Raw genomic sequence first — 19,696 nt, 5'->3', positions numbered from 1 at the left:
GCCGAAATTCATGGTCTATGGTTAATGGAATTGTAGTTAAGGCCGCGTTAGCGAGCTCAGTTGTCGCTGGATGCAGGTCCGCCGCGAAGGTGATAGTGAGGGGCGATGAGCATGAAACAGCGTGCAGTCGGGCCGGGCTTCCAGCCCTCATCCACCCTTGCGATTAGCTCGGCATTGCGGACGCTGGCGACCGAGCGCGCCGGCATCGCCGCCATGGAGGCCGCCGTGGCGGCCACCGGCCCTCAGGATTTCGGCCACGTTTTCGCCGCGGTGGTCGATCTGCTGCGGGGGATTGATGGACGCGTGATTGTGACCGGCATGGGCAAATCCGGCCATATCGGACGCAAGATCGCCGCAACGCTGGCCTCGACCGGGACGGCGGCCTATTTTGTTCATCCGGCCGAAGCCAGTCACGGCGACCTCGGCATGATCCGGTCAGGCGATGTGGTGCTGGCCATGTCCTGGTCGGGCGAGACCGTCGAACTCGCCGACATCATCACCTATGCCAAGCGGTTTCGCATCCCTCTGCTGGCCGTCACCTCGAACCCCGATAGCGCGCTCGGCCGCGAGGCGGATCTCTGTCTCACGCTTCCGCGCGCCGAAGAGGCTTGTCCGAACGGCCTCGCGCCGACCACCTCCACCACCATGCAGCTCGTTTTAGGCGACGCGCTTGCCGTGGCGTTGTTGGAAGCACGCGGGTTTTCGGCGACCGATTTCAAGGTCTACCATCCCGGCGGCAAGCTCGGCGCGCGGCTCACGTTCGTGCGCGACGTCATGCACCAGGGCGATGAGATTCCCTGCGTCTCCACACAGGCCGCCATGTCGGAGGCGATCGTCGAAATGTCCGGCAAACGCTTCGGCTGTGTCGGCGTCATCGACACTGCGGGTTTGCTGGTCGGCATCATCACGGATGGCGACCTGCGGCGGCATATGGGCCCGACTCTGATGCATCAGGTCGCGGCCGATATCATGACCCGCACACCCACCACGATCGATCCCGATGCGCTGGCCGTCGAAGCTCTGGCGTTGCTCACGGAAACCCGCCGGTCCGTACTGATCGTGGCCGATCACGACAAGAGGCCGATCGGCATCCTCCATCTTCACGATCTCTATGGGATCGGGATCGGCTGACGCGACCGGGTCGATGCCGCGACGTGGTAAACAAGCGGAAACCTGTTCACCTTAAAACCTTGCTGACGTCGTGTCTCGATTGAGGCGACGCCCGGATCGGCAAGGCAAGGGAGCAACCAGGTGACGATCGACCCGCGCAAATTCGGCGCATTCGCGATGACGTCGTCGCTCCGGGCTCTTGCTGGGGCGATGGCGCTGGCGCTGGGCTTCTCGGCTGCGGCCGAGGCCAACATGGTGGTTCGCCCGAGCCATGCGGCCCTCCAGTCCCGCACCCAAAGCTTCGAGTCGTTCGTGGCGTCCCTTTGGCCTGAAGCGTCGCGTCGCGGCGTCAGCCGAGCCACATTCGATGCGGCGATGGCCGGCGTCACACTCGATCCCGCCGTGATCGACAAGACCCGCAAGCAGGCCGAGTTCGTCAAGCCGGTCGGCGATTATTTGACATCCGCCGTCTCGCAAAAGCGGATCGAGACCGGCCGCTCCAAAGCGCGCGATTGGGAGAAATGGATCGTCAAAGCCGAGAACGACTATGGCGTCGATCGTTACATCGTGCTCGGTGTTTGGGGGCTCGAAACCAATTTCGGCGGCTTCGCGGGGAATGATTACGTGGTGCGTTCGCTGGCGACGCTGGCCTACCAACGCTATCGCGGCAATTATTTCCGGAAGGAGCTGATCGCGGCTCTCGTCATTCTGCAGGAACGGAATGTCGATCCGGCCCATATGCTCGGCTCCTGGGCCGGGGCGATGGGTCAGACCCAATTCATGCCGACCAGCTTCAAGACCTATGCGGTCGATTTCGACGGCGACGGGCGCCGCGATATCTGGACCAGCGTGCCGGATGCGATCGGCTCGACCGCGAATTATCTGCACAAGCATCACTGGATCCCAGGCGAGACCTGGGGCTACGAGGTTCAACTGCCGAACGGCTTTGGCCACCCGGGGGAGGCCGGTTACAAGAGTTTCGCCTCATGGGGCGAGCGCGGCGTGCAGCGGGCAGATGGGGGCGAGATGCCTCGGAGCGGTAAGGCGGAATTGCTGATGCCGGCGGGGGCCGGCGGACCGGCCTTCCTGGTCACGCCAAATTTCAAGGTGATAAAAAGCTACAATAATTCGACCGCTTATGCGCTTGGCGTGGCCTTGCTGAGTGATCGCATCGCCGGATGGGGCCCGTTGAAGGGACAATGGCCGATGGCGTCGCGCTGACGGGTGATCGCCCTCGATCAAACCATAGGGGATGCGGGCCGCCTCGACCTTTGTTAAACGAGAGGATGCAGTGGCCTCTCGTTCGTCATTTCTTCACAGCCTCCGCAACACCCGTCGAGCGCCGCGTGGGCGCTTTGGCCTTGGCGTTTTGCCTGCTGCTTGGTGACGCTGATGGTGGTTTGGCGGCGCGGCGCAACAGTCCTGGCCCGCAACGCGGCCCGGATCAGTTGCGTCCGACGACGGCTGGATCGACCGACGCACAAACGCGACCCTATAGTGTCGCGGTGCTGGGCGATGGGTTCGCCGAAGCGCTTGCGGAAGGTTTGAGCCTCAACGCTGCCGGCCCGTCCGGCATGTCCATCCTGCAAAAGACGCATGCGCCCTATGGCTTGTCACAGGATGACCGGTTCGAGTGGCCGATCGCCATTCGCAATATGTTTGCCGCCTCAGAGCCGATCGACGCTGCCGTCATCATGATGGGCGCCAACGATACGATGCCGATCAAAGATGGCGTGACGACAGTCGAGCCGCAGACGGCGCGCTGGCGCCAGATGTATGGCGCGCGGGTCGACGCAGTCGTGGCGCTGTTTCGCGACAAGGGCATCCCCGTGATCTGGGTCGGCCTGCCGATCGTGCAAGACGACGAACTCTCGGCACAATTCGTCGCCCTCAACGAGATCGTCCGCGACCGGGCCGTCAAGGCCGGCGCGACCTATGTCGACAGTTGGGAAGCCTTCGTGGACGAGGCCGGCAAATATGCGGCGTCCGGTCCCGATCTGAATGGCCAGCCGGCGAAACTGCGCGCGTCCGATGGAATCGATTTCACCCGCGCGGGTGAACGCAAGCTCGCGAGCTTCGTCGAGGCCGATCTTCGTCGCGACCGGGAGAAAGCCAAGCCCGATGCGCCAAACGTGTCCGCCGTCATGATCCCGACGCAGCCGGGCTTCGATAACGCACTGCAAATCGATGTGAACGCGCAGATCCGGCGGGAGGCGGGCTTACCGGCTTTGCCGTCCTCCGACCCGGCGCCGCAGGGCGCAACCGGCGCGCCGCAAATCGGTCCAATCATCAGCCTCACGGCGCCCGTTGTGACGATCGGCGGCCGCCTCGCGGATGCGACATCCGGCTTGCCACGATCGGCTGATCGCGATGCGGAAGGTCTGACCGAGCGTGCCTTGGTTCAGGGCCAGCCGATCCAACCCAAGCCGAGCCGGATGGACGATTTTTCCTGGCCGCGACAATAGGCATGTCGCTTCCGATCATCGGTCTGGTCCTGCTTGCGGCCTTCATGCATGCCGGGTGGAATGCTCTGCTTCGAGGCGGTCGTGACCGGCTCTGGTCCATGGCCATCATGGATCTCGTGCTCGGGGCCGGCGGCTGCATCGTGGTGCCGTTCACCGGGCTGCCATCCGCCGCGAGCCTCCCCTATGTGATCGCCTCGGGCCTGCTCCATTTCCTCTACAATATCCTGCTGGTTCGAAGTTACAGGACAGGCGATCTCGGCGAAATCTACCCGATCGCCCGTGGTTCCTCTCCCGCGCTCGTGACGCTCGGAGCCCTAGTGCTGGTCGGCGAGCACCCCGGCGTGGCCGCGATCGCGGGCGTGTTGCTGATCACCGGCGGCATTCTGCTGCTCGCTTTGGCCAAGGGCCGCCTGCATGCGGGCAGCCTACCGATCGCGCTTGCGACGGGGGCCGCCATCGCCAGCTACACGGTGGTGGATGGCATCGGGGTGCGCCTATCGGGCGATTGGCTCGCCTATTCAGGGGCGATGTTTGCGCTGGAATTGTTGCTGCCGCTCTGGTTCGTCTGGCGCAGAGGCGTTGCGGCGGTGTATGCGCCGGCACCCGAGGTGTTGAAATCGGCGACCGGAGGCGCGGTCTCTTTCGCGGCCTATGCGGTCGTGATCTGGGCGTTGCAGATGGGCGCCATGGGCTCCGTCTCGGCCTTGCGGGAGACGAGCGTGGTGTTCGCGGCCGTTCTCGGGCGCCTCTTTCTCGGCGAAACCCTCACGGGGAAGCGGATCGCCGCCTGCCTCGTGATTGCGATCGGGGCTGCCTGTATCGCGCAAGGGTAGGCGACCTATATCGTCGCAGTGAGGCCGTCGTCCAGATAGGCGTCGATGTCGGCCCCCGCGCGGTTGTCGAGCACATGCGTGATCCAGGCCTGTCGTTCATGCGCCGCGACAGCGATTTCCCACACGCATGGGCCAAGATGCTCCGCGCCGACATCGACGAAGCGCGTCGGGTCGTCAAAGGGCGCGCGGAAGTGCCGATGGATCGTCATGTCGGCGCGGTGCCACCAGTCGAGCAGAAGCCAAACCCCTTGGAGGCCAAGGTGCAGCGTCACGAACGCGACCCCGACATCGAGACCCTGGTCCGGCGCCTCGGCGAGCACAACCGAAACTTTGTCCCAAGCCGCCTCGACGATGTCAGGAAAGTGAGCAGCCGTTCCGCGCACCGTGATGACATGCGCCTTGACACGCCAGCGCCCGATCGCGCGATGACCCTGAAAGGCGATCGCGCGAGGATTGTAGCGGTAGGAGGAAAGATCCGCCATTTCGACCCGTTTAGCGCGGCAGCGTGGTCGATCCCATCAGATGGGCGTCGACCGACGAAGCAGCTTGACGACCTTCGCGGATAGCCCAAACAACCAGCGATTGCCCGCGACGCATGTCACCGCAGGCAAAGACTTTGTCGGTGCTCGAGCGATAGACCTTCGTGTCGGCCGCGACATTGCCGCGTGCATCGAGTTGCACGCCAAGGTCGGCCAACAAGCCATCTTCGATGGGTGAGACGAACCCCATGGCCAACAGAACGAGATCGGCCCGCAGCGAGAACCCGCTATCGGGCACGGGCTGCATCTTGCCGTCGACTCGGCTGATATGCAGTTGCTTCACCTGGCCGCCATCGCCGGTGAATTCCTTGGTCAACACCGCGAAGTCGCGTTCGGCGCCTTCTTCCTGGCTCGAGGAAGTCCGCAGCTTCAGCGGCCAATCCGGCCACGTCAGAAGCTTATTCTCCTTCTCGGGCGGGCGCGGCATGATTTCGAGCTGCGTCACCGACAAGGCGCCCTGACGGATTGAGGTGCCGATGCAATCGGATCCCGTGTCGCCGCCGCCGATCACCACGACATGCTTGCCGGAGGCCAGGATGGGCGTGTTGGAGCGAACCGGCTCCTTCGAAACGCGGCGGTTCTGCTGAGGCAGAAAATCCATTGCGAAATGGATGCCGTTGAGGTCGCGGCCCGGGATCGGCAGGTCGCGCGGCTTTTCGGATCCGCCTGCCAGAACCACGGCGTCGTAATTGTCTTGTAGTTCCTGCGCCGTGATGTCGACGCCGACATTCACGCCGCAATGGAACGTGACGCCTTCCGACGACATCTGAGCGACACGCCGGTCGATGTGCCGCTTCTCCAGCTTGAAGTCCGGAATGCCATAGCGCAGCAAGCCGCCGGGCTTGGGGTTTTTCTCGTAGACATGGACGTCATGTCCGGCCCGCGCGAGTTGCTGTGCGCAGGCGAGGCCGGCCGGCCCCGAGCCGACGATCGCGATGGTTTTGCCGGTCTGGCGCGTCGCCTTTTGCGGTCTGACCCAGCCTTCTTCCCAGGCGCGGTCGATGATGGCGTTCTCGATCGTCTTGATCGTGACGGGCGAGTCGCTGAGGTTCAGCGTACAGGCGGCCTCGCAGGGGGCAGGGCAGATGCGGCCGGTAAATTCCGGGAAGTTGTTGGTCGAATGGAGGTTGCTGGCCGCCTCCTCCCAGTCGCCGCGATAGACGAGGTCGTTCCAATCCGGGATCTGGTTATTGACCGGGCAGCCGTTGTGGCAAAACGGAATGCCGCAATTCATGCAGCGTGCCGCCTGGTCCTTGGTCGATGCTTCCGACATCGGAAGCACGAATTCCTTGTAGTGGCGGATGCGATCGGAAGCCGGCGCATAGCGCCGATCGTGCCGATCGATCTCGATGAAGCCGGTGACCTTACCCATCAGCTCTATTCCCCCGCCACGGCCAACACGGGCCGGCTCTGCATCTGCGGCGCCAGTTCGGCCAGCGCGCGACGATAGTCGGTCGGCATGACCTTTTTGAAGTGGGGCAACACCGCCGCCCAGTCGTCCAGCAATGCTTTCGCTTTGGTTGAGCCGGTCAAACGCGCATGGTTGGCCACCAGTTGACGCAGCCGCTCCGCATCATATCGCGTCATGTCGGACATGATGTCGACAGGGCGCGGGAACTGCAGGTCGTTGCTCTGGTGGTAGAACCGCTCGTTGGCGTCCTCTTCGGCTTCGATCGGTTCGAGATCGACCATCGCCATGTTGCACCGCTTGGCGAAGGAGCCATCCTGGTCGAGCACATAGGCGATGCCACCCGACATTCCGGCCGCAAAATTGCGCCCGGTTTCGCCGATCACCACGACGATGCCGCCCGTCATATACTCGCAGCCATGATCGCCGGTGCCTTCGACGACCGCGATCGCGCCGGAGTTCCGCACCGCGAAGCGCTCGCCCGCGACGCCCCGGAAGTAGCACTCGCCCGAAATCGCGCCATACAGAACCGTATTACCCACGATGATCGATTGCTCGGGGACGATCTGGGTCGCGGCTTTCGGCGGATAGATGATGATCTTGCCGCCCGAGAGGCCCTTGCCGACATAGTCGTTGGCCTCGCCCTCGAGTTCCAGCGTCACACCATTGGCCACGAAGGCGCCAAAGCTCTGCCCGGCGGTGCCGTCGAACTTGATGTGGATCGTGTCGCTCGGCAGCCCGGCGTGACCGTAACGCTTGACGATTGCGCCCGACAGCATCGCCCCGGTGGTGCGGTCCGTGTTGGCGATCGTCTTCTGCACCACGATCGGCGTGCGATTGGCCACCGCTTCGGCCGTCTCGGCAATCAGCGTCTGATCCAGCACCTTGCCGAGATTGTGGTTCTGCGTCTCGGTGCAGCGGATGCCGACGCCCTCGGGCGCATCCGGCTTGTGGAACAGCTTGCTGAAGTCCAGGCCATTCGCCTTCCAGTGATCCATCGCGGTTTCGCGATCGAGCATCTGCATCTGGCCGATCATCTCGTCGAACCGGCGATAGCCCATCGCGGCCATCAACTCACGCACTTCCTCGGCCACGAAGAAGAAGTAATTGATGACGTGTTCGGGCAAGCCGACGAAACGCTTGCGGAGAACCGGGTCCTGGGTCGCGACCCCGACCGGGCAGGTGTTGAGATGGCACTTCCGCATCATGATGCAGCCAGCCGCGATCAGCGGCGCGGTTGCACAGCCGAATTCGTCGGCGCCGAGCAGAGCGCCGACGACGACGTCGCGCCCCGTGCGGATGCCGCCATCGACCTGCACGGTGATGCGTGAGCGGAGACGGTTCAGCACCAGCGTCTGGTGGGTTTCGGCGAGGCCGATCTCCCACGGGCTGCCGGCATGCTTGATCGAGGTGAGCGGCGACGCCCCTGTGCCGCCCTCGAAGCCGGCGATCGTCACATGGTCGGCGCGCGCCTTGGCGACACCCGCCGCGACCGTGCCGACGCCGACTTCCGACACCAGCTTGACCGAAACGAGCGCCTCCGGATTGACGTTCTTCAAGTCGTAGACGAGCTGCGCCAGATCCTCGATCGAATAGATGTCATGATGGGGCGGCGGCGAGATCAGGCCGACGCCGGCCGTCGAATGACGCACCTTGGCGATGATCGCATCGACCTTGTGGCCGGGCAATTGACCGCCTTCGCCGGGCTTCGCGCCCTGCGCCATCTTGATCTGCATCATGTCGGAATTGACGAGATATTCGGTCGTGACACCAAAGCGCCCCGACGCCACCTGCTTGATGGCCGAGCGCATGCTGTCGCCGTTCGCCATCGGCTTGAAGCGATCGGATTCCTCGCCCCCCTCGCCGGTGTTCGACTTGCCACCGATCCGGTTCATGGCGATCGCCAGCGTGGTATGGGCCTCGCGCGAGATCGAGCCATACGACATGGCGCCGGTCGAGAAGCGCTTGACGATCTCGGCTGCGGTCTCGACCTCCTCGATCGGAACCGGGGTGCGGCCGTCCTCGGCCGCGCCTTTCACGCGGAACAGCCCGCGCACGGTCAGCAGGCGCTCGTCCTGCTCGTTCATCAGCTTGGCATAGGCCCGATACTTGTCCTGGCTGTTACCGCGCACGGCATGCTGCAGCAGCGACACGGTCTGCGGCGACCACGAATGTGCTTCGCCCCGGATGCGATAGGCATAATCGCCGCCGACATCGAGCGCGTTGCGATAAATCGGAGCGTCGCCAAAGGCATCGGCGTGACGCCGCGCCGTTTCACGAGCGATTTCGGCCAAGCCAATGCCGCCGATCATGGTCGCGGTGCCCCGGAAATATTGATCGATGAAACTGTCGGCCAGCCCGACCGCATCGAAAATCTGCGCGCCGCAATAGGATTGGTAGGTCGAGATGCCCATCTTGGACATGACCTTCAGCAAGCCCTTGTCGATCGACTTGATGAACCGCTTCACGGCCTCGGTGCCGTCGATCTCCTCGGGGAATTCGATCGCGAGCGCCGTGAGGGTCTCGAACGCCAGATAGGGGTTGATGGCCTCGGCGCCGTAGCCGGCAAGGCAGGCGAAATGATGAATCTCGCGCGCTTCACCGGTTTCGACCACGAGGCCGACCGACGTGCGAAGTCCCTTGCGGATCAGGTGATGGTGAACCGCGGCGGTCGCCAGCAAAGCCGGGATCGGGATGCGGTCCGGCCCCATCATCCGGTCCGACAGGATGATGATGTTATAGCCGCCATGCACGGCGGCCTCGGCCCGCTCGCAGAGGCGCTGCAGGATGGCTTCCATCCCCTCGGCGCCGTGCTTGACCGCATAGGTGGTGTCCAGCGTCTTCGTGTCGAACGCCTCTTCCAGAAACCCGATGCAGCGGATCTTCTCGAGATCGTCGTTGGTCAGGATGGGCTGGCGCACTTCAAGCCGCTTCTTGCTCGAATTGCCCTCGAGATCGAAGATGTTCGGGCGCGGACCGATGAACGACACGAGGCTCATGACGAGTTCCTCGCGGATCGGGTCGATCGGCGGGTTCGTGACCTGCGCGAAATTCTGCTTGAAATAGGTGTAGAGCAGCTTCGGCTTGTCCGACAAAGCCGAGATCGGCGTGTCGGTGCCCATCGAGCCCATGGCTTCCTGGCCCGTCGCGGCCATCGGGGCCAACAGGGTCGTCAGATCCTCCTGCGTATAGCCGAACGCCTGCTGCTTATCGAGCAGCGACACGTCCGTCCGGGCCGCGCGGGCTTCCACCGGCTGCATATCTTCCAGCACGATCTGCGTGCGGCTCAGCCACTCCCGATAGGGGTGCGAGGCGGCAACCTGGCTCTTCATCTCGTCGTCCGAGATGATGCGGCCCTGTTCGAGATCGACCAGCAGCATCTTGCCCGGCTGCAGCCGCCACTTCTTGACGATCTTCTCCTGCGGGATCGGCAGCACGCCCATTTCCGACGCCAGGATCACGAGGTCGTCGTCGGTCACGAGGTAGCGCGCCGGCCGGAGGCCGTTCCGGTCGAGCGTCGCACCAATCTGCACGCCATCCGTAAAGGCGACTGCCGCCGGTCCGTCCCACGGCTCCATCAAGGCCGCGTGATATTCGTAGAACGCGCGCCGATCCTCTTCCATCAGCGGATTGCCGGCCCAAGCTTCCGGGATCAGCATCATCATGGCATGGGCGAGCGAATAGCCACCCTCGACCAAGAACTCGAGCGCATTGTCGAAACAGGCGGTATCGGACTGGCCTTCGTAGGAAATCGGCCAGAGCTTCGAGATGTCCTTGCCGAACAGCACCGATTCGACCGACGCTTGGCGAGCCGCCATCCAGTTGACGTTGCCGCGCAGCGTGTTGATCTCGCCATTATGGGCGACCATCCGGTAGGGATGGGCGAGCGACCAAGCCGGGAACGTGTTGGTCGAGAAACGCTGATGCACGAGCGCCAGCGCCGAGGTGAACCGCTCGTCGGTCAGGTCGGCATAATAGGCGCCGAGACGCGTCGCCAGCAGAAGGCCCTTGTAGACGAGCGTACGCGACGACATCGAGACGGGGTAGAAGCCACGCACGCGCTCGTCGGTCAGCTTGTAGACATTTCCCGATATGACCTTGCGGAGAATGAACAGTCGTCGCTCGAAGGTCGCATCATCCGTGATGCCCTCGCCACGCCCGATGAACACCTGCCGGCACACGGGTTCGCTCGCCTTGATGCTTTCGCCGAGGCAGGAACTGTCGGTCGGCACGTCGCGCCAGCCGAGCAGCACCTGACCTTCGTCGGCGACAACTTGGCTGATGATGTCTTCGATCAGGGCGCGCCCGCCCGCATCGCGCGGCAGGAACATGAAGCCGATCGCGTAGTGACCGGGTTCCGGCAGCGAGAAGCCCAGCCGCTCGGCTTCGGACCAGAAGAAGTCATGCGGGATCTGCACCAACATGCCGCAGCCATCGCCGCCATGAGCATCGGCCCCGACCGCACCGCGATGATCCAGATTGAGCAGGATCTCGAGCCCCATCTTCACGATGGAATGGGACTTCTGGTTCTTCATATGCGCCACGAAGCCGACGCCGCAGGCATCGTGCTCGCGTGCCGGATCATAAAGACCTTGCGCGGCCGGCAAGCCGGGATCACGGTACATCGGCACCACAGGCGGGGTCTTTGCCGAACCAGCGACGCGTTTGGCGTCGGCCTGCGTGGTCATCAAGACCGCAAGTTCCGCTGCTCTGCTCTCGCTCATCGACGTTGCCCCCATGGCTCATGGGACAGGGCCGCCTGACATGTCGCGCTCACCGCCCCTCTCCGTCGAAGAGGCCCGTCAGCCGAAATGGTCAGTAGTCCTGTCCTAAATCAGGACTTCGACTTTTACAGCATCACATGTGTGGCACAAGACGGTCCGCACGAATAAAACGACGCACGGCGACAGCCGTGCGACGCTATCGGCTGCGGGGCTTGGATCTGCGCGCGGAACCGGCTGGCGCATCGACGGTTTGACTGGTCTTTCAGGAGGTCCATCATGACGAAAGAACCGAAAGCCGGCGACAAGGTCACCTGGTCGTCCTCGCAGGGCGAGGTCACCGGAACGGTGGAAAAAAAGCTCACCAAACCGACCAAGATCAAAACCCACAAGGTGGCGGCCTCGCCCGAAAATCCGGAGTTTCTGGTCAAGAGCGACAAGACCGGTGCCAAGGCGGCTCATAAAGCCGAAGCGCTCAAAAAGGCTTGAGGCTGGACACCGTCGCCCGTGCATGATGCTTGGCGCCAATCTCGAAACACGCGGCGGGCACAGAATGGAATTTGGAAGCGATAATGTGGTTGGGGCGAGCGCCCCGATCGTCGAAGCGATCGCCGTGGCGGCGCGGGCGGGACGCGAGGGCACCTATGGGTCCGACCGTTGGACGCAATCGGCGGTTCGGCGGCTCGAAGATCTGTTCGAGCGCAAGCTGTCGGTGTTGTTGATGACGACCGGCACGGCCGCCAATGCCTTGTCGCTCGCGACCGTCACGCCGCCGTGGGGCGGCGTGTTCTGCCATGACATGGCGCATATCAACGATGAGGAATGCGGCGCGCCGGAATTTTTCACGGCCGGTGGCAAATTGATCGGTGTTGCGGGGCCGGGCGGCAAGATGACCGCACGGGCTCTGACCGAAACGCTGGCGCGCTTTCCGCGCGGCGGCACGCGGCATGTGCACGCCGCAACCCTCAGTCTGTCGCAGGCGACCGAATCGGGCACGGCCTATGCCTGCGAGGAGATCGGCGCTCTGGCCGAGGTCGCGCGGGGCGCCGGCCTCTCGGTCCATATGGATGGCGCGCGCTTTGCCAATGCTCTGGTCGACCTGCGCTCTACGCCCGCCGAAATGACCTGGAAAGCGGGTGTCGACATCCTGTCGTTCGGGGCGACGAAAAACGGCGCTCTGGCCTGCGAGGCCATTATCGCCTTTGATCCGGGCAAGGCCGAAATCCTCGAGATTCAACGCAAGCGCGCCGGCCACACCCTGTCGAAAGGGCGTTTCCTCGGCGCCCAGATGGATGCCTATCTGGCCGACGACCATTGGCTCGATCTCGCCCGTCACGCCAACCGGATGGCGAAACGGCTGGCCGACGGCCTGATCGAAATTGCGGGGATCCGTCTGCCTTGGAGCCGGCAGGCCAACGAGATCTTCGCCGTTCTGCCTGGAGACATCGACGCGGCGTTGAAGCAGGCCGGCGCCCATTATTACGAGTGGGACGCCCTTGGGCTATCGGCCGACGACGTGCCACGCGCCGGTGAGGTTTTCATCCGGCTTGTCTGCTCCTTCGAGACGCTCGAGCAAGAGGTCGACGATTTTATCCGTATTGCCGGCGGGGCTCGATGAACCGTCGCATCCTCGCCGTAATGAATCGTCAACGCTTGTGGTGAACTGCCGTGCTGCCCCACCGTGGGATTGAGGCGCGGCCGATGGAGTGACGGATGCGTGATGGTGCCCGGGTCTCTGACCTGTCCGGCAAGACCGTGAAGCTGGTGTTGATCGCGAGTTGGGCCGCTCTTCTGGGCGGCGTGTTGGCGCCGAAGCCGGCCAGCGCGCAATTCTTTTGGGATCAGCCGCGCCTGTCGGCCGACGATGCAGCAGGGTCCGTGATCGATAAGGGGTTCCGACCGCTGGCGCCGCCGGTCCGCAACGAAGGCGTCTACTTGGCCGATGTTGTCGACCGTCGCGGTCGGCGCGAGCGGCTGGTCGTCAGCGCCGACAATGGTGAAATTCTCCAGCGGTTCGTGATGGACGATCGTCGCGCTTTCCGTCGCAACATCGATCCGACGATCCCGCGCGGCCCGGTGCCGCCCGCTCAGATCCCCAGCGAGGATAATCAGCCTAACATGTTCACGCGGCTGTTCGGGGGCGGCAACGACGACACCAACCAGCAGCCACCGAACGCCAGCCAGGGTCATGAACTGCCGGTCCCGGCGCAGCCACGGCCGCCGCGCGTCAAACGCGCCCCGCGTGTGGTCGAGCGCACGCCCGAGCCCGCGCGGTCATCCCCGATCGAAACATCGCCCCTGGCGGCGCCCGATCAGCAACCGGCTCCGGCAACTGGGTCGGTTTCGCCAGCCGCGACATCGACGCCCGTGGTTTCGGCCCCCGCCGTCTCCGCTCCCGCCGCATCGGCGCCGACCGTCGCGGCTCCGGCGGGCGACAGGCCCGTTCGGTCCATCGTGACCAATCCGCTGAGCTTGCCGGGAACACGCGAGCAGGACGACAAAAGCAAGGGGACCGCGACTGCATCGTCGGCCGCGCGCAAGCCCGCCGGTAAGGATGTGCCTGTCGCTCCGCTCGAGTAGACGCATCGTCGTGTCAGTCGATCGCATCCGTCACGTCGGTGGCGGATTGCTGTTGCAACCGATGGCCGCTGATCTCCGCGCCCGCATGGGGTGAGAAACGGAGGTTCCAGATCGTCGCGGTCAACGAGATCGCCGTGACGATCAGGAACGCGGCCGAGAAGTCGCCGAGTTGCGGCGTCGTGTGACCGCGCGCCACCATGGATCCTTGGAGAGCCAGCACTGCGACGCAGATCCCGACAGACAGCATGAGCTGCTGAAACGTCGTGTAGAAGCTCGTGGCCGAACTCATCCGCGCATTGGAAATCTCGTCGAACGCCACCGTATTGTAGCCGGTGAACTGAAACGACATGAAGAATCCGCAGAAGACCAGGATCCCGAACATGGCCCAATGCGGCCAGCCGGGCCGAAAGGCGGCACAGATCGCATAGCCAAAGCTAGCCACGATGCCGTTCACGATCAGGCTGGTGCGGAAGCCGAAGCGCCGCAGGATGCGAGGCGCCAGCCCTTTCATCGACATCGAGCCGATCGCGGTGGCGATCACGATCGTGCCGCTGGTGGCGGCCGACAGGCCGAAGCCGATCTGCAGCATCAGCGGAAGCAGAAAGGGCTGAGCGCCCTGGGTGATGCGCGTCAAGGAGCCCGCGATGACCGAGAGGCCGAAATTCGGCACCTGCATCAGGGAAAGATCGAGGATCGGGTCGGTCACGCGGCGGGAATGCCGCACGTAGAGGGCGCCCGACACCAAGCCGATCGTTAACATCATGAGGACGACCCAGCCCTCGCCCGCGTGGCTCGTCATCTCGAAGCCGAAGAAAAGGCAGCCGAGCGATACACCGGACAGCAGCATGCCGAGCGTGTCGAAGCGCCCGATCGAGATGCCGGGGACGTCGTCGATGAACAAGCTGACGAGGACAACCCCCAGAATACCGATCGGCACGTTGATATAGAAAATCCAGCGCCAATCGAGATAGGTCACGAAGAAACCGCCGACAGGCGGCCCGATGATCGGCCCGATCAAGGCCGGCACCAGCAACCAGGACATGGCCGACACCATGTTGCGGCGCTCGACGCTGCGGAGCAGCACGAGCCGACCGACCGGCATCATCATGGCGCCGCCGAGCCCTTGGAAAACGCGGGCCAGCACCAGCAAGGTCAGGTTGGGGGCCTGCGCGCAGAAGATCGATCCCAACGTGAACACCACGATCGCGCCGCGAAACACCACACGCGAGCCGAAGCGATCGGCCACCTTGCCGCTGGCCGGGATGAAGATCGCGAGGCTCAGCAGATAGGACGTCAACGCCACGCTCATGCTCGTCGCCGTCACGCCGAAATCGCGCGCCATCGTCGGCAGGGCCGTCGTCAAGACGGTCGCGTCCAGCTGTTCCATGAACATGGCGCTGGCGATGATGAGCGCGATGGTTCGGAAGTTTCGGGTCGGCGGAATTTTGGCGAACGGGGGGGTGGTGGATGGGCCGGAGGAGGCGTCCAACATGGAGATCACTTTCGGGTCCCGGACAGATGGTCCGGGACGGTCGCGTCGTTGATCCCACAAGCTATACGCCGCGAAACCGTTCGAGAATAGCGCAGCCACGCCATGGCTTCCATGTCGTAAGCTGTGGTTAGCCCGTAACCAGGAGAGACCGAGACCATGCCCGATCCGAGCACCGACACGGAGGTCCAGCCAGCCGAACTCGGCCCGAAGCAGATCCGCAAGATCGTCGACCGATTTCGCGTGACGGATGGGGCGGACTTCAAACTGAAACATTACGCGACCGACGACCCTCTGCCGGACATCGTCGACAAGTCGCAGGCCAAGGCGTTGCTGCAACAAGGTGTGCAGCGATTATCGGACCTGCAGGAACTGCTCTACGCCAATGCGTCATGGTCACTGCTGATCGTGTTTCAGGCCATGGACGCCGCCGGCAAGGACGGCACGATCAAACACGTCATGTCCGGGGTCAACCCACAGGGGATTCAGGTGACCTCCTTCAAGGCGCCGGGCCCCGAGGATCTGGCGCATGACTTTCTGTGGCGGATCAATCGCGCACTACCGGCTCGCGGCATGATCGGCATTTTCAACCGCTCGCATTATGAGGAGGTGCTGGTCACCCGCGTCCACCCCGACATCCTGGAAAAGCAGGGGCTGCCGCCATCGCTCATCGACGGCAAGAAGTTCTGGGATCATCGCTTGAAGGATATCGCAGGCTTCGAGCGGCATCTGGCACGACAAGGGACGATCGTGCTGAAGTTCTTCCTGAATGTCGGCCGAGACGAGCAGAAGAAGCGCTTTCTCGAACGCCTCGACCATCCCGATAAAAACTGGAAATTCGACATCGGCGATCTGAAAGAACGAGGCTATTGGACCGACTATATGGCGGCCTACGAGGAAGCGATCGCCGCAACCGCAACCGAACAGGCGCCGTGGTTCGTCGTTCCGGCGGATCAGAAATGGTTCATGCGCCTCGTGATCGTCGCGGCCATCAACGACGCCTTGGAGGCGCTCGCCCTGAAGACCGTGATGCCCACCGACGAGCAGGTCGCGAGCTTTGCCGAGGCGAGGCGTCGCCTCGAACAGGAGCCGTAAGGCTCAACGCTTCATCAGCGCATCGGACAGGCGCGTCCAGGCCGCCTCTCCGTCGCAAAGCCCAAAGCGCAGCCAGTCCGGCCGATGCGCGAAGGGGCGACACAGAATGCCGCGCCGCGCCAGATGCTCGAAGATGGACGGCGCGTCCGGCGATCGGGCGAGCCGGAACAGTGGGGTGCCACCGACGATGTCGCAGCCTGCGGACGCCAGCAGATCGTCGAGACGCCGACTCGCGCGGCTCAGGTGCAGCGTCTCGCCGGTGAGCCAAGCGGTGTCGCAAAGCGCGCGGGTGCCGACCTCGATCGCGGGACCCGACACGGCCCAGGGTCCGAGGGCCGTCCGGATCTGCCGCGCCAGATCGTCCGACGCCACTGCGAAACCGAGCCGCAGGCCGCCGAGCCCATAGGTCTTGCCGAACGATCGCAACACGAGGGCGCCAAGGTCGGGCAGCGTTGGGATGAGGCTCATGCCCGGCTGGATCACATCCATGAAGGCTTCGTCGACCACGAGGAGCCCGCCGCGCGCGGACAGTGTGGCGGCGAGCCTCCGGAGTTGCTCCGGCGCGACCAGCCGCCCATCGGGATTGTTCGGATTGACCACGACCGCGACGTCGACTGTCGCAAGCGCGTCGACGTCCTCGACCGTGACGACCTCCGCCCCGGCGGCGCCCCAGGCCCGCTGGTGCTCCCCATAGGTAAAACCGAGGATCCCGACGCGACGGGCCGGCCGCAGGAGACGCGGCAGCCACTGGATCAACGCCTGGGTGCCCGGCGCGGCGACGACCTGTGCCACATCCCGCGCGCCGTAAGCTTCGGCGGCGGCGGCTTCTAAACCCGCCAGGGCGTCGAGCCCGGGGAGACGGGCGACGCCATCCGGCGTGATCGTACCGATCGGGTAGGGGCGCGGGTTGATGCCGGTGGACAAGTCGATCCACGGGAGGGGCGCGCCCGGAAACAGGTTGCGCGCCGCCGCGAGGTCGCCACCGTGTTGCGCCAACCGCCCGCGCTCCACTCTGCTTACCACCGTCTCAGCCATGATGTTCGAACCCACGCTCCCAGTGACATGCGCGGCCCTCGCGATCGAGGCGGCGTTCGGCTATCCGGATGTCGTGTATCGCAGCATCGGCCATCCCGTCACCTGGATGGGCGCGCTGATCGGCTGGCTCGATCGCCATCTCAACCAGTCGAACGCGTCTTTCGCAAAAAGGCGCGCCGCTGGTGTAGCGGCCCTGATCCTGCTCTTGGGTACGACAGGCGTCGTCACCGGTCTCGTCGTCGCAGTGGTGCCGGGCGGCTGGGCCGGATTCATGCTTGTGGTTATGCTCTGTGCCAGCCTGCCGGCGCAGCGCAGCCTCGACACACATGTCCGCGCTGTCGCAGGGGCGCTCGAGACGGGCGGCCTTGCGGCGGGCCGCTCGGCCGTGGCGATGATCGTCGGCCGCAATCCCGAGACGCTGGACGAGGCCGCGGTTGCCCGGGCCGCGATCGAGAGCCTGGCCGAAAATTTTTCCGATGGGGTCGTGGCGCCGACGTTTTGGATGGCGGTCGCGGGATTGCCGGGCGCTGCGCTCTACAAGGCCGCCAACACGGCCGACAGCATGATCGGCCATCGTAACGATCGCTACGCCGCCTTTGGCTGGGCAGCAGCGCGGTTCGACGATCTCGTCAATCTGCCGGCGTCGCGCTTGTCGGCCCTCTGGCTTGTGCTCGCCGCGGCGCTGACCGGCCAGGAGGCGGCGGAAGCCTGGCGCGCTGTGTTTCGCGATGCGCGCCAGCACCGCTCGCCCAATGCGGGTTGGCCCGAGGCCGCCATGGCGGGCGCGCTCGGGCTCCGGCTCGGCGGGCCGCGCGTTTATGGCGCTGACCTGATCGCGGATGGCTATATGGGGGCAGGCCGGGCGGATGCGACCGCCGCCGATATTCGGCGCGCCTTGCGGCTCTATCGTGTCGCATGCGGCGTTCAATATGCTTTGCTGCTGATGCTCGCGCTCATCGCGCGAGGCTGAGCAGCCGGTCGAGATCGAGGTGGGTTTCGAGGTGAGCCGCGAGGGCGTCGAGCACGCGCTCGACATCGGCCTCGTAGTTGAGCGTCGACGGAGCAGCGCCAAGCCGCGACAGCCAATCGGCGCGCTGCCTGTCGTCGGCGAAGAGGCCATGCACATAGGCGGCCGACACGCGCCCGTTCGGCGAGGTGGCGCCATCGGGGCGGCCGTCCTCGAAGCGCAGCATCGGGCGTTCGCAGTCCGGGCCTTGCGTGCGGCCCATGTGCATTTCATAGCCCTCGAAGGCCGCGCCTCCGTCGACCGATCGTCCGGCCACACGCCGCAACGTCTTCAGGCCGCCAAGGACGGTCTCCACGTCCAGCAGCCCGAGGCCGACGGCGGTGCTCGGCGGTCCCTCGACACCGTTCGGATCGGCGATACTGCGTCCGAGCATCTGGTAGCCGCCGCAGAGGCCGAGAACGCGCCCCCCGCGTCGGGAATGAGCCAAAATGTCGATGTCCCATCCGAAGCGCCGTAGATCGGCGAGATCCGCGATCGTGGCCTTAGAGCCCGGCAGGATGACGAGATCGGCGAGCGGGATCGTGTCCCCCGGCCGCACCATGACGACGGTCACGCCCGGTTCGAGCCGCAGCGGATCGAGATCGTCGAAGTTGCTGATGCGCGGCAATGTCGGCACCGCGATCGTAACGGGGGCTTGCGGATCGCGCGGCCCGGCCGCCCTCGCCGAGAGCGCCATTGCGTCTTCGGCCGGAAGGCGCGAGGCCTCGGAAAAATGCGGCACGAGGCCGATCGCGGCCCAACCGGTGTGGCGCGCGATCAGATCCATGCCGGATGCGAACAGGCTCGGGTCGCCGCGAAATTTGTTGACGATAAAACCCGCCACCATAGCGGCGTCGGCAGGGTCCAGCACTGCCTTGGTGCCGACGATCTGGGCGATCACGCCGCCCCGGTCGATGTCTCCGAGCAGGACCACCGGCACGGTGGCGGCCCGCGCGAATCCCATATTGGCGATGTCGTTGGCCCGCAGGTTGACCTCGGCGGCGCTGCCCGCGCCTTCGACGAGGACGAGATCCGCCTCCTGCCGCAGCAGGGCGAAGCTTTCCTGAACGGCGCTCATCAGACGAGGCTTCCAGCTTTGGTACTCGCGCGCTTTGGCGTTGCCGATGGCGCGACCCTGCACCACAACCTGGCTGCCGATCTCGCTCTGCGGCTTCAACAGAACCGGGTTCATATGCACAGTCGGCGGAACGCGGCAGGCCCGCGCCTGCAACGCTTGCGCCCGCCCGATCTCGCCACCATCCGCCGTCACGGCCGCATTGTTCGACATGTTTTGCGGCTTGAACGGCAGCACGCGAAGGCCGCGCAGCGTGAAGGCGCGGCAGAGCCCCGCCACCATCAGGCTTTTCCCGACATCCGAGCCGGTGCCCTGCACCATCAGGGCGCGCGCCGTCATG

15 protein-coding genes are annotated in these 19,696 nt (G+C 64.6%); 9 read left to right on the top strand and 6 right to left on the bottom strand.

Going from position 1 to position 19,696, the window contains the following annotated elements; all coding sequences use genetic code 11:
• Nucleotides 1-111 precede the first annotated feature (111 nt).
• The 4 genes from EY713_RS01245 (at nucleotide 112) to EY713_RS01230 (ending at nucleotide 4,408) form a co-directional block, all read left to right on the top strand.
• Nucleotides 112-1,131: a KpsF/GutQ family sugar-phosphate isomerase gene (locus EY713_RS01245; protein WP_425374330.1), complete on the top strand. Its 1,020-nt coding sequence runs from the start codon at nucleotides 112-114 to the stop codon at nucleotides 1,129-1,131.
• Between the two features lie 120 nt (nucleotides 1,132-1,251).
• Nucleotides 1,252-2,331: a lytic murein transglycosylase gene (locus tag EY713_RS01240; RefSeq protein WP_245572846.1), complete on the top strand. Its 1,080-nt coding sequence runs from the start codon at nucleotides 1,252-1,254 to the stop codon at nucleotides 2,329-2,331.
• A gap of 65 nt (nucleotides 2,332-2,396) precedes the next feature.
• Entirely contained in the window at nucleotides 2,397-3,575 is a 1,179-nt protein-coding gene (locus tag EY713_RS01235) for an SGNH/GDSL hydrolase family protein (RefSeq protein ID WP_165490987.1), read from the top strand.
• Nucleotides 3,576-3,577: 2 nt separating this feature from the next.
• A complete protein-coding gene (locus EY713_RS01230) occupies nucleotides 3,578-4,408 on the top strand; it encodes an EamA family transporter (protein WP_131113192.1) in 831 nt (276 codons plus the stop codon).
• Nucleotides 4,409-4,413: 5 nt separating this feature from the next.
• Here the strand turns inward: EY713_RS01230 and EY713_RS01225 are convergent, their stop codons facing one another.
• From EY713_RS01225 to gltB, 3 genes are read right to left on the bottom strand one after another with little or no spacing between them, the layout of a single operon-like run.
• Nucleotides 4,414-4,890, bottom strand: a complete 477-nt coding sequence (locus tag EY713_RS01225) for a hypothetical protein (protein WP_131113191.1) — start codon at nucleotides 4,888-4,890, stop codon at nucleotides 4,414-4,416.
• Nucleotides 4,891-4,900: 10 nt separating this feature from the next.
• Nucleotides 4,901-6,319 (bottom strand): glutamate synthase subunit beta, encoded by a 1,419-nt coding sequence (locus EY713_RS01220; protein WP_131113190.1) that lies wholly within the window; start codon nucleotides 6,317-6,319, stop codon nucleotides 4,901-4,903.
• A 5-nt stretch (nucleotides 6,320-6,324) separates the two neighbouring features.
• Complete coding sequence (gene gltB / locus EY713_RS01215) at nucleotides 6,325-11,079, bottom strand: glutamate synthase large subunit (RefSeq protein WP_131113189.1); 4,755 nt, start codon at nucleotides 11,077-11,079, stop codon at nucleotides 6,325-6,327.
• Nucleotides 11,080-11,355: 276 nt separating this feature from the next.
• On the opposite strand from gltB, the gene EY713_RS01210 reads away from it, so the two are divergent.
• The 3 genes from EY713_RS01210 to EY713_RS01200 all read left to right on the top strand — a co-directional run bounded on the left by EY713_RS01210 (nucleotide 11,356) and on the right by EY713_RS01200 (nucleotide 13,656).
• Entirely contained in the window at nucleotides 11,356-11,565 is a 210-nt protein-coding gene (locus EY713_RS01210) for a hypervirulence associated TUDOR domain-containing protein (RefSeq protein ID WP_131113188.1), read from the top strand.
• A gap of 64 nt (nucleotides 11,566-11,629) precedes the next feature.
• Nucleotides 11,630-12,694 (top strand): threonine aldolase family protein, encoded by a 1,065-nt coding sequence (locus tag EY713_RS01205; protein WP_131119121.1) that lies wholly within the window; start codon nucleotides 11,630-11,632, stop codon nucleotides 12,692-12,694.
• 95 nt (nucleotides 12,695-12,789) lie between these two features.
• Nucleotides 12,790-13,656 carry a hypothetical protein gene (locus tag EY713_RS01200; RefSeq protein ID WP_131113187.1) on the top strand — a complete coding sequence of 289 codons (867 nt, stop codon included), beginning with the start codon at nucleotides 12,790-12,792 and terminating at the stop codon, nucleotides 13,654-13,656.
• A 13-nt stretch (nucleotides 13,657-13,669) separates the two neighbouring features.
• On the opposite strand, the gene EY713_RS01195 is transcribed toward EY713_RS01200, so the two are convergent.
• Nucleotides 13,670-15,148, bottom strand: a complete 1,479-nt coding sequence (locus EY713_RS01195; RefSeq protein ID WP_131113186.1) for a DHA2 family efflux MFS transporter permease subunit — start codon at nucleotides 15,146-15,148, stop codon at nucleotides 13,670-13,672.
• A 156-nt stretch (nucleotides 15,149-15,304) separates the two neighbouring features.
• Between EY713_RS01195 and EY713_RS01190 the strand changes: the two genes are divergently transcribed.
• Nucleotides 15,305-16,240 carry a polyphosphate kinase 2 family protein gene (locus tag EY713_RS01190; RefSeq protein WP_131113185.1) on the top strand — a complete coding sequence of 312 codons (936 nt, stop codon included), beginning with the start codon at nucleotides 15,305-15,307 and terminating at the stop codon, nucleotides 16,238-16,240.
• 3 nt (nucleotides 16,241-16,243) lie between these two features.
• Here EY713_RS01190 and cobD read toward each other — a convergent pair whose 3' ends face one another.
• Entirely contained in the window at nucleotides 16,244-17,275 is a 1,032-nt protein-coding gene (cobD, locus tag EY713_RS01185) for a threonine-phosphate decarboxylase CobD (protein ID WP_131113184.1), read from the bottom strand.
• On the opposite strand from cobD, the gene cbiB reads away from it, so the two are divergent.
• On the top strand, nucleotides 17,274-18,245 hold the full coding sequence (gene cbiB / locus EY713_RS01180; protein ID WP_425374329.1) for an adenosylcobinamide-phosphate synthase CbiB: 972 nt from the start codon (nucleotides 17,274-17,276) through the stop codon (nucleotides 18,243-18,245). The two genes, cobD and cbiB, sit on opposite strands and share 2 nt — an antisense overlap.
• Here the strand turns inward: cbiB and EY713_RS01175 are convergent.
• Entirely contained in the window at nucleotides 18,229-19,695 is a 1,467-nt protein-coding gene (locus tag EY713_RS01175) for a cobyric acid synthase (protein WP_170314061.1), read from the bottom strand. The genes cbiB and EY713_RS01175 overlap by 17 nt on opposite strands.
• Nucleotide 19,696 lies beyond the last annotated feature (1 nt).

The sequence above is a fragment of the Lichenihabitans psoromatis genome, assembly GCF_004323635.1.
Lineage (GTDB): Bacteria > Pseudomonadota > Alphaproteobacteria > Rhizobiales > Beijerinckiaceae > Lichenihabitans > Lichenihabitans psoromatis.
The sequence above is the reverse complement of the archived record's forward strand: the minus strand, read 5'-3'. Positions and strand labels throughout refer to the sequence as shown.

What these genes read in the sequence shown, in the direction of transcription:
- cobD (WP_131113184.1), bottom strand. Translation starts at nt 17,275, where the DNA reads ATGGCTGAGACGGTGGTAAGCAGAGTGGAGCGCGGGCGGTTGGCGCAA.
- EY713_RS01220 (WP_131113190.1), bottom strand. Translation starts at nt 6,319, where the DNA reads ATGGGTAAGGTCACCGGCTTCATCGAGATCGATCGGCACGATCGGCGC.
- EY713_RS01230 (WP_131113192.1), top strand. Translation starts at nt 3,578, where the DNA reads ATGTCGCTTCCGATCATCGGTCTGGTCCTGCTTGCGGCCTTCATGCAT.
- EY713_RS01205 (WP_131119121.1), top strand. Translation starts at nt 11,630, where the DNA reads ATGGAATTTGGAAGCGATAATGTGGTTGGGGCGAGCGCCCCGATCGTC.
- gltB (WP_131113189.1), bottom strand. Translation starts at nt 11,079, where the DNA reads ATGAGCGAGAGCAGAGCAGCGGAACTTGCGGTCTTGATGACCACGCAG.
- EY713_RS01210 (WP_131113188.1), top strand. Translation starts at nt 11,356, where the DNA reads ATGACGAAAGAACCGAAAGCCGGCGACAAGGTCACCTGGTCGTCCTCG.
- EY713_RS01235 (WP_165490987.1), top strand. Translation starts at nt 2,397, where the DNA reads ATGCAGTGGCCTCTCGTTCGTCATTTCTTCACAGCCTCCGCAACACCC.
- EY713_RS01190 (WP_131113185.1), top strand. Translation starts at nt 15,305, where the DNA reads ATGCCCGATCCGAGCACCGACACGGAGGTCCAGCCAGCCGAACTCGGC.
- EY713_RS01245 (WP_425374330.1), top strand. Translation starts at nt 112, where the DNA reads ATGAAACAGCGTGCAGTCGGGCCGGGCTTCCAGCCCTCATCCACCCTT.
- EY713_RS01200 (WP_131113187.1), top strand. Translation starts at nt 12,790, where the DNA reads ATGCGTGATGGTGCCCGGGTCTCTGACCTGTCCGGCAAGACCGTGAAG.
- EY713_RS01175 (WP_170314061.1), bottom strand. Translation starts at nt 19,695, where the DNA reads ATGACGGCGCGCGCCCTGATGGTGCAGGGCACCGGCTCGGATGTCGGG.
- EY713_RS01195 (WP_131113186.1), bottom strand. Translation starts at nt 15,148, where the DNA reads ATGTTGGACGCCTCCTCCGGCCCATCCACCACCCCCCCGTTCGCCAAA.
- cbiB (WP_425374329.1), top strand. Translation starts at nt 17,274, where the DNA reads ATGATGTTCGAACCCACGCTCCCAGTGACATGCGCGGCCCTCGCGATC.
- EY713_RS01225 (WP_131113191.1), bottom strand. Translation starts at nt 4,890, where the DNA reads ATGGCGGATCTTTCCTCCTACCGCTACAATCCTCGCGCGATCGCCTTT.